The sequence below is a fragment of the Paenibacillus mesophilus genome (assembly GCF_005938385.1).
GTDB classification, from domain to species: domain Bacteria; phylum Bacillota; class Bacilli; order Paenibacillales; family NBRC-103111; genus Paenibacillus_AB; species Paenibacillus_AB mesophilus.
In genome coordinates this window covers 21,111-34,217 of the sequence record NZ_VCRA01000042.1, presented here as the reverse complement: position 1 = coordinate 34,217, position 13,107 = coordinate 21,111, and the positions used below count along the sequence as shown (strand labels likewise).

11 protein-coding genes, 1 pseudogene and 1 riboswitch are annotated in these 13,107 nt (G+C 55.2%); of the genes and pseudogenes, 7 read left to right on the top strand and 5 right to left on the bottom strand.

The annotated features are described in order from the left end of the window. Positions 1-4 precede the first annotated feature (4 nt). From FE783_RS39080 to FE783_RS34710, 5 genes and pseudogenes are all read left to right on the top strand, one after another. Positions 5-280: pseudogene (locus FE783_RS39080) on the top strand (flagellin); the annotation flags it as partial. Between the two features lie 148 nt (positions 281-428). After that, positions 429-638, top strand: a complete 210-nt coding sequence (locus FE783_RS34725; protein ID WP_138883990.1) for a carbon storage regulator — start codon at positions 429-431, stop codon at positions 636-638. Positions 639-778: 140 nt separating this feature from the next. Next, a complete protein-coding gene (locus FE783_RS34720; RefSeq protein WP_138883989.1) occupies positions 779-1,027 on the top strand; it encodes a DUF7662 domain-containing protein in 249 nt (82 codons plus the stop codon). 191 nt (positions 1,028-1,218) lie between these two features. Further along, on the top strand, positions 1,219-1,782 hold the full coding sequence (locus FE783_RS34715; RefSeq protein WP_138883988.1) for an NAD(P)/FAD-dependent oxidoreductase: 564 nt from the start codon (positions 1,219-1,221) through the stop codon (positions 1,780-1,782). A 160-nt stretch (positions 1,783-1,942) separates the two neighbouring features. Next, entirely contained in the window at positions 1,943-3,838 is a 1,896-nt protein-coding gene (locus FE783_RS34710; protein ID WP_158302194.1) for a GON domain-containing protein, read from the top strand. A 49-nt stretch (positions 3,839-3,887) separates the two neighbouring features. Here the strand turns inward: FE783_RS34710 and thrC are convergent, their stop codons facing one another. Beyond that, positions 3,888-5,153: a threonine synthase gene (thrC, locus tag FE783_RS34705; RefSeq protein ID WP_138883986.1), complete on the bottom strand. Its 1,266-nt coding sequence runs from the start codon at positions 5,151-5,153 to the stop codon at positions 3,888-3,890. A gap of 127 nt (positions 5,154-5,280) precedes the next feature. On the opposite strand from thrC, the gene FE783_RS34700 reads away from it, so the two are divergent. Further along, positions 5,281-6,183, top strand: coding sequence for a LysR family transcriptional regulator (locus FE783_RS34700; protein WP_138883985.1), 903 nt, complete (start codon positions 5,281-5,283; stop codon positions 6,181-6,183). A gap of 232 nt (positions 6,184-6,415) precedes the next feature. Here FE783_RS34700 and FE783_RS34695 read toward each other — a convergent pair whose 3' ends face one another. The 3 genes from FE783_RS34695 to FE783_RS34685 all read right to left on the bottom strand — a co-directional run bounded on the left by FE783_RS34695 (position 6,416) and on the right by FE783_RS34685 (position 10,007). Continuing rightward, positions 6,416-6,886 carry a C40 family peptidase gene (locus FE783_RS34695; RefSeq protein ID WP_238403363.1) on the bottom strand — a complete coding sequence of 157 codons (471 nt, stop codon included), beginning with the start codon at positions 6,884-6,886 and terminating at the stop codon, positions 6,416-6,418. A gap of 3 nt (positions 6,887-6,889) precedes the next feature. After that, positions 6,890-7,026, bottom strand: a riboswitch (cyclic di-AMP (ydaO/yuaA leader). A 162-nt stretch (positions 7,027-7,188) separates the two neighbouring features. Then, complete coding sequence (locus tag FE783_RS34690) at positions 7,189-8,010, bottom strand: hypothetical protein (RefSeq protein ID WP_138883984.1); 822 nt, start codon at positions 8,008-8,010, stop codon at positions 7,189-7,191. A gap of 14 nt (positions 8,011-8,024) precedes the next feature. After that, positions 8,025-10,007 (bottom strand): M1 family metallopeptidase, encoded by a 1,983-nt coding sequence (locus FE783_RS34685; protein WP_138883983.1) that lies wholly within the window; start codon positions 10,005-10,007, stop codon positions 8,025-8,027. A gap of 127 nt (positions 10,008-10,134) precedes the next feature. On the opposite strand from FE783_RS34685, the gene FE783_RS34680 reads away from it, so the two are divergent. Further along, entirely contained in the window at positions 10,135-10,626 is a 492-nt protein-coding gene (locus tag FE783_RS34680) for a YwhD family protein (protein WP_138883982.1), read from the top strand. 250 nt (positions 10,627-10,876) lie between these two features. On the opposite strand, the gene FE783_RS34675 is transcribed toward FE783_RS34680, so the two are convergent. Next, entirely contained in the window at positions 10,877-12,967 is a 2,091-nt protein-coding gene (locus tag FE783_RS34675; protein WP_138883981.1) for a transglycosylase domain-containing protein, read from the bottom strand. Between the last annotated feature and the right edge of the window lie 140 nt (positions 12,968-13,107).

The window sequence follows — 13,107 nt, the reverse complement described above, 5'->3', positions numbered from 1 at the left end:
GAAAGCTTCGGCTGCGCTGAGCGTAATCAACGACGCAATCGAGAAAGTATCGGCACAGCGTTCCCAATTGGGTGCTTTCCAAAACCGCTTGGAGCACACGATCAACAACTTGGGTACTTCTTCCGAGAACTTGGTTGCTTCCGAATCCCGGATCCGCGACGTAGATATGGCGAAAGAAATGATGGAGTTCACGAAGAACAACATCCTTTCCCAAGCCGCTCAAGCGATGTTGGCTCAAGCGAACCAACAACCGCAAGGCGTCCTGCAATTACTCCGTTAATTTATCCGTCTTCTCACCCGGAGGGTTTGGTTTACGCCAAACCCTCTTTTCCTATATCGCAGCGTTACGTTAGTGTTACGCTCGGGTTGCTATAATCCATATATCAACTATCGAGTTAGTCGGAGATACTGACTCAGGGGGGATCCATATGTTGGTGGTGGGCAGAAATCCCGGAGAATATGTCGTAATCGGGGACGGGATTATGGTTCGCGTAGTCAAAAGCAATGACGGGGACTTGCGTTTGGCCATCGAAGCGCCTAAAGATTTGCCGATCTGGCGAGGAGAGCTGTACGAGGAGCTATTCCCAAGCAAGGATGCGGCATCGAGTCAAGCAGCGGAAAGAAAACCTAAACGATAATGAAATCGGGGGTAAAAGTAGGTTGCGGTATTTAATCCGGAGCCTTCTTTTGTTTGGGGAAACGCTGAAATTCACCACGCGAAGGAGTTGTTCAGTATTTGTTCAGCGCCAAGCGTTACACTGGAGTGGGGTGATGCGCGATGAACAAGTACAAACAACTCGAACAATTTCTCTATGTTCAGAAGAGCACGAAGGTTACGCTCGCTTTCGAGCAGATCGAAGAAATATTGGGCTTCCCTCTGCCTAAGATAGCGAAGACGCAGTGCCAGTGGTGGAGCAACACGATTAGCGACTCCGGATCTCCGGCGATCGCCTGGTTGAAGACGTTCCGCAGGGTTTCTCATGTCGAGCCGGGTAAATCCGTCACGTTTATCCGATCTGTCATCTAGTCATATTTCCATCGCCACGATCCCGTGCTCCGAACGGATACGGGATTTTTCGTGTTTCCTTCACGAGATGCAATAATTAGTCGGCCTTTCCCACATACTAAATCGTGGTTTCCAGAAACATTTCCTTTTTAATGAAACTTTTTGTATACTAAAGTATAGAAATTCATCCCATTTTCGAGGAGGACAAGATCATGTATGACATTCTCATCGTAGGAGCCGGTCCGGCCGGATCGAGCGCCGCTATTTTCGCTGCCAAGGCAGGCAAAAAAGTGTTGGTCGTGGACAGCGATCAAAGCGTTACGAAACGGGCATGGGTCGAGAACCATTACGGAGTTCCGCAAATAAGCGGACCGGATTTGCTGGAGACCGGCAAGAAGCAGGCCGCCAAATTCGGCGCCGAATTCGTTCAAGGCAAAGTGAGCGGTATTTCCCGAGGGGAAGACGGCTTCAAGGTGCAAGCGGACGAGACTTCTTATGAAGCGAAGCATGTGATCCTGGCGACCGGATTCCTCCTCGATTTGGCGGAAGCTTCCGGATTGGAAACAGTGCCGGGTACGGAACCGCGCGTCAAAACCATATTCAAGACAGACAGCGCCGGCAGAACGAACATTGCAGGAATATGGGCAGCCGGTACGTGCGCCGGTGTAAGCGTCCATACGATCATTACCGCCGGAGACGGTGCGAAGGTGGCTATCAACGTCATCAGCGAGATTAACGGCGAGCGTTATGTTGATCACGATGTCATGAAGGCTTAATCCGTCTAGCCCTAGCGATCAAGTATGCCTCAGCAGCGGGAATTCCCGCTGCTTTTATTTATTTGTTCCCAATTAACATAGAGGAAGAATTGTGCGGAATGTCGAATACATATTTGTAGAAACGCTGATGTGCGGATATTTGAAAAGGAGTTTGCAGGTCATGAGAAAAGCGTCGTTCTTGGCATCGCTATCCTTGCTCTGGAGCATTGTGACGCTGTTCGTTTTCCCTACTACACTACTTGCAGAACAGACATATGCTTCCTGTTGGGAAATCCGTTCGGCTAACCCGGGAGCGCAGGACGGGGTTTATTCGATATCCCCGAACGGAAAAACGTTTCAGGTTTATTGCAGCAACATGTCTTCGTCACCCAAAGAGTATTTGGAGCTTATGAATACGGGGGGCCATTATAATTTTTCCACGTATGCGCCAGGAGGGGCCTCGCCAGGGCCGGGTGTCAAAACTTCATTCGCCAAAATCCGCCTCAATCCGCAAACGTTGAAGCTGGACACGGGAGATTTCACGTTTTCAACGAGCGAAGGCTACATCATACACGGCTTCACGCGGACACAAATTCCGTACGGTGTCGCACGTGGCTGTACCGGCTATATGGTATCGCCGCAAGGCACGGCCAATATCGATTTGCGGGGGACGCCGTTTGCGGTTGCGCCGAATCAATTCTATACTGACGGATTTGGACCTAGCGGGACGGTCTTATACTCGGATAACGGACAAGTCATTCAGCTCACCGGAGACGGGTACTGCGGGTGGACTTCCCCGTCGGAAGCGGGCCATGATGCGCCTGGCGGGGAGTTTTTGCAATTGGAGTACAAGGCGCTGTCGATTCAAGCCGTGGTGAGCCCATCTTCCTCGAACGGGTGGCACAAAACCGACGTATTGGTCAGCTACGTATGCTCCTCCGCTTTGGGTGTAATCTTCACATGTCCTGATCCGCTGCTAAGAACAACGGAGGGTTTTCACGAAACGGTACAAACCGTTACATACGGCGTATATTCGGCCAGCGCCAGCGCCTCGTTCTATATCGACAAGACGGCTCCCGTCATTACGTTGAACGGCAACTCGGACATTACTCTTTCCAAGAACGGTTTGTATATAGAAAACGGGGCGACCGCGACGGATCTGCTGGCCGGGAATTTGAGCAGCGCGATTGCTGTAGAAGGCACGGTCGACTCTACCACTCCCGGCACGTATCCGATCCGGTATGCGGTGCAAGATTTGGCGGGGAACAAAGCCGAAGCGATTCGGACCGTACGGGTCGCCGGTGATACCGAAGCACGCCTGGCGGCATTTACGGTATCCGAGGGGCTGCTTTCGGCCAAAACGGACGGATCCGGATACTCGCTAACGATTCCGCAATCGGTCAATCGCATTGACGCAAACATAACGACAAGGAGCGAGCTGGCTTCTTACACCGTCACGGGCGTTACTTACCAGGCGGACGGTTCATCCGTGGCATTGACCGTGCCCTCAGGTAGCGGACCGTTTGCGTTTACGATAACAGTTACCGCGGAGGATGGAGCGACCAAGCAGTCGTATACGGTAGACGTAGCACGCGTTCCCAGCTTGTTCGGGTATGCGAAGGCGGACCCGGATGGTCTCGGGCTTGTCGTATCATTCAGAATGCCGCTGTATTCCGACGGCAACGAAGCTTTGCAGAACTTAAGACTCGTGACTGGGGACGGGGTCGTTCCGGTCATAGCCGACTGGGACTATTCGGATCCTGCGTATTCTACCGTCCGACTGCGGTGGATTACGCCGCTGGCGGAGAACGCGGAGCTGTATATCGGTACGACGCGGGAAGGCATCAGGATGCGGGATGGAGGATACTTGTCCCTGGCGAGCTACCCGGTCTTGACCAGCCGTCATATAGCGGCGTTGAAATCGGCATTGGACACTTCTACGCCGAAGGACGGGGTACACATCGACGATATCGTAAAATGGCTGCTTCTCTCTACACCGGATAAGGACGTAACGCAGGACGGCGTTTTCGACTCATATGATGTTAAGGTGCTGCTTTCTTTAATCCATCCATCTTGAAAAAAGATCCCCTGAAGCCTGCTAAGCAGGAGCGTCAGGGGATTTCCGTCTACATAAGCACGTGCCGTATATTCTCGATCGTGAGCTCTACGGGATTCAATGGCCCGGCCAGATTCGGCGAGTCGAATCGCAACGAAAGTTCAATAGCGTCTGTATCTTTCAGCAAGCTTCCGGTCAACAGGCAGGCCGCCGTTTCGTCCTTGCCGACCGTGCCCGCGGCGACAAGCTTGCGAAGCCCGGCGAGCGTCGCAGCCGAAGCGGGCTCGCAACCGATACCGCTCCGGTCGATAAGAGCCTTGGCTTCAAGAATCTCCTCGTCACTTACGGAAGCGGTTACGCCGTCGGCAAATTCGATGGCGTAGCGCAGCGCCTTCGGCCAATTCGGAGGATTGCCGATATGGAGCGCGTTGGCGATCGTATCCGGTCTGGATGCCGGTATTAGCGACCGCTGTCCCGATTGGATCATCCGGTGGAACGGAGAAGCGCCTTCCGCCTGGACAACGGCAATTCGGGGTACGGTATCAATGAAGCCGATGTCGCGAAGCTCGGTCAGTCCCTTGCCGAGGGCGGAGGCATTGCTTAATGCGCCTCCCGGCACGACGATCCAATCCGGCAGCTTCCAGCGGAGCTGATGCGCAAGCTCGAAAACGATGCTCTTCTGTCCCTCGATACGCAGCGGATTAATCGAGTTGCATATATACAGCCCGAGAGAATCCGCGTACCGATCCAGGAAACGGAGGCCGTCGTCGTATCCTCCCGTCGTCCTGAACATCCTAGCCCCATAAGCTTCCGTTTGTAGTGCTTTGTTGCGCGATACCGCTTCCGAAGGAAGAAAAACGACGGCTTCCGCGTTCGCCAGTGCCGCATACATCGCCATAGAGGATGACGTATTCCCGGTCGAGGTGCAGGCGAAGCGGTCGTAACCGAGCCAGCGGCCGTGCGAGACGGCGACCGTCATGCCATTATCCTTAAACGAGCCGCTAGGGTTCTCGCTCTGAGCCTTTATCCATAACCTCCGTACCCCCGCAGCAGTCCGCAGCGCCTCGCTGTCGTACAGCCCCGTGTTTCCTTCGTACTTTGTCACGATCCGCTCGATCGGCAGTTCGGGATGGATCAGTTCCTTATACCGCCATACTCCGCCGGCAAGAGGCGTGTTGCGCTCCGCAAGCCGCGAATCGAACAACCATTTAAGACGCTGTGCATCCATATTTTTAAAGTCGTGGATCGTATCCAGCAGCCCTCCGCATACGCAGCGGTACAAGCCGCGTTCCGAAACAAGGGCTTCCTTATGGCATTGTGTGCAGACGAATTTCATTCGATCGATCCTCCTGTGCCCTGTGCTTGTCGTCGCGGCGCCGCAGCTATAGAATAAGGGAACAAGAAGCATAAATCTAATATATATTCATTCATATATCATAAAATAAATTGATGGGACGATACGCATGAATTTGCACGCATTTCGCATGTTTTACGAGGTGGTGGAAAGCGGAGGGGTCACGAAAGCGGCGGAACGGCTGTGCATCAGCCAACCGGCGGTGACCGCGCAGCTGCGCAATCTGGAGCGCGAGCTGGGACTTATCCTGTTTCGCGCGCAAGGGCGAGGGATGTCTCTGACGGAGGCCGGGGAGAGACTGGCCGAGCAAGGAAGACGGTTGTTTGCGCTGGAACGCGAGATCGAACGCGATGCCGAGCGAATCCGGACCGGCGAATGGGGACGGCTGCGGATAGCGGCTACGTACTTGCCGGCCCATATGCTGCTGCCTGGATGGATTGCGTCGTTCAAAAAGCGGTATCCGAACGTGGACATCGTTCTGACGACGGTTAATTCGCGCGAAGCGTTCGACCGGCTGCTGCATTATGAGGCGGATTTGGCCGTTGTGGGAGGCAGGAGAGAGCTGCCGGCCGGATTGGAGCAAGAACCGATCATGCACGATGAGCTATGGTTTATCGTACCGGCCGATCATCCGCTGGCGGGCCGGGAGTCGACGCTCGGGCAGCTGCTGGCCGAGCCGTTCGTCGTACGGGAAGAAGGGAGCTACGGAAGGGAGCTGCTCGAAGCGTTGTGCCGGCTGCACGGTATAGCCGCGCCCGGAATCGGCTTGCAATGCAGCGGAACGGGCGAAGCGATCAAGGCGGTGGCCGCCGGATACGGAGCGTCCTTGGCCTCGGCTCTGGAAGCGGGGGAGAGCATCGAGCGCGGCGAGGTCGCCAGAGTGAAGGTAGAAGGGGTCCGGCTGGACAATCCGATAGGGCTGTATGTGCGCACAGGCGATCCGATGCCGCCACCGGCCGGAAAGTTTGCCGAGCATATCGCCACCGTCAGTCAAGCCGCAATCCCGGAATAGTACGTCGTCAACATTGTGCGGGGAGCGGGGGCTTCGCCTGATCCGACACGCGGTCGAATCGGCGCACGCGTGAGGGAAGCGTGTCGGCGTCTGCGGCGAAAAGGCCGGAGATCCGTCAGCCGTGCCGCTTCTTGTCGGACCGGACGTGAGCGGCTCCGTTACAAGTAACAAGCCCGGCAAGGCGGAATATCCGCGCTTGCCGGGCTTGTGCTTGTCCGGTTGTTCCCGCATCTTACTTAGCGTCCGCTACCAGTTCATTGTAGAGGTCGTCCCAGATGACTCGGCGGGCGGACACGTAACGAGTTTTGTAATACTTCTCGTTCATGTTGTTCTTCACAACGCCATCGTCGGTCGCCGAGTGGATGAACTCGTCGTTGCCGAGATAGATGCCGACGTGGGAAATGCCTTTGCCGTCGGTGTTGAAGAACACCAGATCTCCGGGTCTCAGATCTTTTTTATCGATCCAATACCCTTTGGTTGCTTGCGATTTCGATTGGTGGGGCAGCTCGATGCCAATCTTGTTGAATATGAACATCGTGAAGCCGGAGCAGTCGAATCCGCTCGTGGTCGTTCCCGCGCTCTTGTACTTGGTGCCGATATATTCGCTGACCGTCTTGTCGAGGACGGTTTCCGCGAAAGCGCTACCAATCTGAGCACAGAACAGAACGACCATTGTTGTCAATACAATAGCTGCCTTTTTCAAAGAGGCGACTCCTTCCGGTGCCTACGAGGTTAGCTGAGGGTTCGGTTGAAGGTGCCCTATGATCACTTTCATGCGAGATCAATTCACCCGGAATGGTTCCCCCGTTTCCTGCTCGCGCAGAAATTCGGCATGTTTCGATTATTTTGTTTCCGGGTAATTATAATTCGCCTTTTCCGATAGATTTCCTGCTTTTTTCCTACAATTTTTTTGATGAAATCAAATTTTTTTTAAAAAGAACTAAAAAACAAGAAAAAGAACCTCTTTCCGCGAAAGAAAGGAGGTTCTTGCTCATTTGCTTGACTTCAAACTTCACCGGCCTCGCCCGCATATACGTGGTACTGTGTCGCGATCGTCCAAAGCTTGAACAGCATGTTCACGATATGAAACAGCTGCTGAAGTATGAGGGCGGAGATGCCGGCCCAAATCAGGGAGGCGGATAAAGCGGCGGCCGTTACGACTCCCGACATGGCGATAAGGATCAGGGCGAGTACCGCGATGACGGGAAACCTGCGCACGAATAGCCAGAGCGACTTGCCGAGCCCTTCCTCCGCCGTTCTGCCGAGCTGGATATAGACGAAGCATAAGCGGAGCAGAAAGCCGTACAGGACGTATCCCGCGGCCCAAGGCAGCAGCGCGAGCCCCAGCGCCGTGTAATCGCTTTGCTTCGCAAACGCTTCTTTCGCTATCGGATACAGCCAATATAACGGGGCGAGCGTTAGCAGCATTTGAATCAAATAATAGCCGAAGAACGGTTTGCCAAGCTGCCGTATTCCTTGCAGAAACCGGTAGCCCGAATTCAAATGGGCGTTATGGATCGAATAATAGACGCCTGCGTTCAGAAGCGGGGTAATGAGCATCCGCGCGGCGGCGAATCCGAGCATCAGCCACAAGTATGTGTGGCTGATGTCGGTTTTCATCAGGCGGAACTGGCTCTCCGCCATGAACAGATGGGAGGCGCCCGGAGACAGATGCTGGCCGGGGAACCGGTGCATCAGCGGGACGACGACCGATTTCACGAGCAGGAGAAGCAGGAAGCCCCACGCGAAATGATACAGCCATAGGACGAGAAGGAGAAACTTCTGCGATGTCGTCGTTTTGAATCCGTTCTTCAAATAGCCGAGCATAAGCGGCCCTCCCCTCACCAGGCGACCCCGTTCAACAAGGTCTCGATCAATTTGACGATTCCGATATTCCAGCGTACTTTCCATTTGTCGTCGACAGACACCTGCATGAAATTGTTGATCCGTTTCGTTTCCAAAATCATCGTCTGCTGCGGATCGATCGCCACCCATTCGATCGGCGATTCGCTCGTAATCGTGTACAGCACCTGAGGATCCTTGCCGTCCCAGCTTTTGTCCACATCGGAGCCGTCCGTGAAGTGGAAGCGGATCGGCACGTCCATATAGTGGCCGCCGTATTTTTTGATCAGAACGGCATTCTCGTACACCGTCTTGTCATCCTGCTTCACTTTGCGCGTCTGGATTTGCTCAACCGCGTAGTCGGTCATGCTGCCGCCGTATACGAACTGCTCGAAGTATTCGCTCCAGCTCGTTTTCGTGACACTTTCGAGTACGGTCTGGAAATCGCTTGTCCCCGGATGTCTGAATTTCCAACGCTCGAAATACGTTTTCAGCACGCGGAGCATCTGCTTCTGTCCGATCTGCTTCTCGATGCCGGTCAAGACGAGCTTGGCGCGGGTATAGACGTTATCGGCGTAACGGCCGTGTCCGCCGTACAGCCAGGAAGCTTGCTTGAGAGGCTCCGGACTTGTGACATAGGTCGATTCGAGCGGGAAGTTCGATTTCACGCCGAATTCGCTCGCCATGAGCAAATCTTCCGCGTAGGAAGTAAACCCTTCGTCCAGCCACGCCTCCTCGAATTCGTTGCTCGCGACCATCCCGTACCAGTACTGGTGGCCGATTTCGTGCACGATCACCCGCTCGAGCTCGAAGCTGTCGGTATTTCCGGCCGCTTCCCAGCCCGTAACGAGAGTGGGGTACTCCATGCCGCCGGCACCGTTTCCGCCCGGGGGAGGAATGACAATGGACAACGTCGAGTACGGGTAGGTGCCGAACCATTCGCTGTATTTGGCCAAAGCCCGCTTCGCCGCGTATAAATAGCGGTCCTTCAGCGTTTTGTGCGCGGGATCGAGGTACAGCTTGATTTTGACGCCGGGTACGTGAGGAGTGGAGAACGGTTCCTCGAAGTACAGGAAGTTCGGAGAAGCCGCCCAGGCGAAGTCATGAACGTCTTCGGCGTAAAACTGGTACGTCTTCTTCGTTCCGTCGTCCGAAGCCGGCTTGGTGGGGAAGCCGGTAGCCGCCACTGTGTAATTGGTCGGAACTTGAATGCGCACGTTGTACATGCCGAAATCGGCGTAAAATTCCGAGTTGCCGTGATACTGATGGAGGTTCCAGCCTTCCTCGGCTCTTCCGCGCGTGTCCTTCTTCTCATAGACGGCGACTTTCGGAAACCATTGGCCGGCCATGACGAAATCGTCCGTATAGCCCATACGGGCGAATACGCGGGGGAGCTTGACCGAGAAACGAATCTTGACGGTCGCCTCGCCGCCGGGATTGACCGGTTGAGGGAGCCGTACTTTCATCAAAGTCTGATCCTGCTTGTTGCCGTCGTCGGGCTGCACGAATTGCATCGACGGAGCCAGGTCGGCGCCGTCCTGGGTTGTAATCGATTCGATCGTCATGTGGCCGAAGCTGTCGCTCTTCATCTCGTCCTGCCGCAGCTTCCCTCCGGATTCGCGAAGAAAGGTCGTCTTCTTCGACTGGAACGCGTTCGGATACAAATGGAAGTAAAGCTCGCTGACGGGCTGCGTTCCCGGATTTTTCCACGTCAATGCTTGAGCGCCGGTCAGCGTCTTCTGTTCCGCGTCCAACTGGACGGTAATATGATATTCCACGATCCGGTTGCTCAGCGGCTTCGGCGTATCCTTGACGGTCGGCGACGGAGGTTCCAGCGGTTGGGGCGCGGGCCCGGGCTCGTTCAGGAAGGACAACGATGCAAAGGACCCGGGGCGTTCCGCGATTAGGACGGTAATCGTCGCGGCAAGCAGTGCAAGGAGGACAAGCCATAGTGTGCTGCGTTTGAACAGGCGGTTGATCATAAACGAATCTCACCCCGTTGACAAGCATCTACAGCATGTATATGTTTGCTTTTCGCGGAATATTAGCTAAAATGAATGCAAACGGAATGATTTTTCGCGAGTCGGATAATGGAAGGTGAAGCGGAACATGGAAACCAATGAGAAGAAGAAGCTGGCGCTGAACGTTGTCAGCAGCAAAGAACATAAAGGCTTCGGCGCGGGTGCGCTCGACTTGTCCAATTTATCCAGTGTCATCATAGACGGAGACGAAGCATACATCGATTTGGGCGCGATTCATGCGAAGAGCAAAGTCGAGCGGGGCGTCAAGTTCTCCATGAACAAGGACGACGTGCCGAACGGCCGCAAATGCTGGATCGTATGGGTGTACGTCGGCAGAACCGAGGAAGGGCCGTTTTACTCGGGCGCTACGGCCTGCGAAATGCTCGTCGATTCCGAAGCGAGAAGAGGCTGGAAAATTCTCGCCGATCACGTCAACAAGATGGATTACGCCTTGAAGGGGCGCATCATTTTGGACGGCCTGAGCGAGACGGAGAAAGCGGCTTTGCGGAACGTCCTCATCGGACATAATGCGGAATGGTGGGAGAGATCGGGAGAGGCTTTGAAGCAGGGACTGGCATAAGGGTACGGAGCTGGCGCGTGATAGTTGTGTTCATTTATAACGCTCGTATCGTGAATAGTCGCCGGCCGTTTTCATATTTGTGTCGATTGTGTGTCACCCGTTGTGGGATTGAAGCTTCTCGGTTAAACTAATTGGAGTATATTTGCACAATATACTAGGACAGCAAAAAGGCAGACGAACTTTTCGTCTGCCTTTTTGTGCTGCCGCGGGAGGAACGAACCGTTCGCGCACGTAATGACGCGACCGTTCCTTAATCGTTCCACCAACGCTTCAAATCGTCCCACCACGAGCCGCCGCCCTTTTTCTGCACGTTTTTGCCGTCCGCAGCCGGTGCCGTGCCATGCTCCGAGCAGTACTCGGTCGGCTCCGTTCCTTTGACGAATATTTCCGCGCGGGCGCCCTGGCATTTGTCCGTTGCCAGCTTGCCCGTGGCGGGGTCGATGTAGACGCTGACCACGTTGTCCGGCATCGGGAACAGCTTCGGGGGCACGGCCTCAAGCGCATGCTCGGTGAAGTCCGCGAAGATCGGGGACGCCTTGTACGATTCCACCGAGCTGATGACGCGGTCCCGGTCGTAGCCGACCCAGACGGCGGTCGCGAGCTCGGGCGTGAAGCCGACCATCCAGGCGTCGGTGTTCGTCGTGCCGGTTTTGCCGGCCACCGGACGCTTGATTTGCTCCGCTACGCGGCTGGCCGTGCCTCCCGGGTCAAACACGCTTTTCATTAAATTGGTGAGGGTATAGGCGTACTCCGGCTCGACGACCCTTACCTTTCCGGGCTTAGCCTCGTACAGTACTTTGCCGCCCGAGGAAATGATTCTCGTGATAACCGTAGTCTCGACGTGTACGCCCTGATTCGCGATAACCCCGAAGGCGGCCGCCATCTCGAGGGGACTGACCGGGAACGTCCCGAGCGCAAGCGACGGGAGCGGCTCGAGTCGGCTCGTCACCCCCATTTTGCGGGCCGTCTCGATTACTTTGTCCGCGCCGACCTGCATGATCGTCTGCACGGCGTATATATTGTCCGACTTGGAGATCGCTTCCCGCAGGTCGATAAAGCCGTTCGGGTATTTGCCGGCGAAATTGTTGGGCGTATACGTTTTCCGTCCGTTGTCGTAGGTGAACACGGTAGGCTCGCTCTTGAACCGGCTGACCGCGGAGAAGCCCGGCTGCTGCAGCGCCGTCAAATAAACGAACGCCTTGAACGCGGAGCCCGGCTGCCGGCTGTCGGAGATGGCCCGGTTGAACTGGTTGTTGCCGTAGTCTTTGCCGCCGACCATCGCCTTCACGTAACCGGTGCGCGGATCGACCGCTACAAGCGACGCCTGCAGCTCGTCCTTGTCGTCGAGCTGCTTGGCGACGGCTTCTTCGGCGACCTTCTGCATATCGAGATCGAGCGTCGTATAGATCCGGATGCCGCCTTCGTCGAACTCCCTTTCGTCGATGCCGAGCTTTTCGATCGCCACATGGCGCACGTAGTCGCGGAAATACGGCGCTTGAACGACCGTGTTTTTTTTGGCCGCGGGCTGAATGGCCAGCTTCTCTTGCTTCGCGCTCTCCGCTTCCTGCTGCGTAATATACCCTTGATTCGCCATCTCGGTCAAAATAAGCTCTTGACGCTGCTTCGCGTTCTCCATATCGAAATAAGGCGAGTAGTAGCGCGGTCCTTTGGGCACGCCGGCGATCAGCGCACTCTCGGCGAGCGACAGCTCGCTTACGTCTTTGCCGAAGAACAGCTTCGATGCCGCCTGTACGCCGTATGCGGAATTGCCGTAATAGGTCGCTTCGTTCAAATATTTCTCCATAATCTGATCTTTGCTCAGCTGCATTTCAAGCTGGACCGCGTACATCGCTTCTTTGATTTTCCTCGACCAGGTGCGGTCCTGGGTCAAATATAAATTTCTTGCCAGCTGCTGGGTCAGCGTGCTCGCTCCCTGCACCCGGTCCATATGCTGGACGTTCACGACGGCGGCGCGCGCGATGCCGCGCAAATCGACTCCGACATGGTCGTAGAACCTTTTGTCCTCGATGGCAAGCGTCGCATCGATCAACGACTTCGGTATATGGTTCAGCGGCACGAATTCGCGGTTTTGGCCGGATTGGAAAGAAGTGATCAGCTCGCCGTGCATGTCGTACATTTGCGACGGCTGGGTGAACGTACCTGCCGGGAGCGCCTGGGAATGCAAATATAACGCAAGCACGACAAGCCCCGAGACGCCGAGCAGGCCGCAGCTGAACAAAAACGTCATGAATTTGCGGAACCGTCCCTTTCTAGGGCGGCGCTCCTGCCTGGAGCGGCTTCCCCCGCTGCGGCCGTTAGCGCTACGATCGGTTTCCTCCATAGCGGCTCCTCCTTCGATGGGCATCTTTGGAAACTACTATTAGTATGGGGTGCGAGAAGGCCCGCTATTCAAGGAAATCGAAGAAAAAGCGCAATTGTATCCGTTTTCGCCCGGTTCCTATTAAATTTTTATGAATGGCG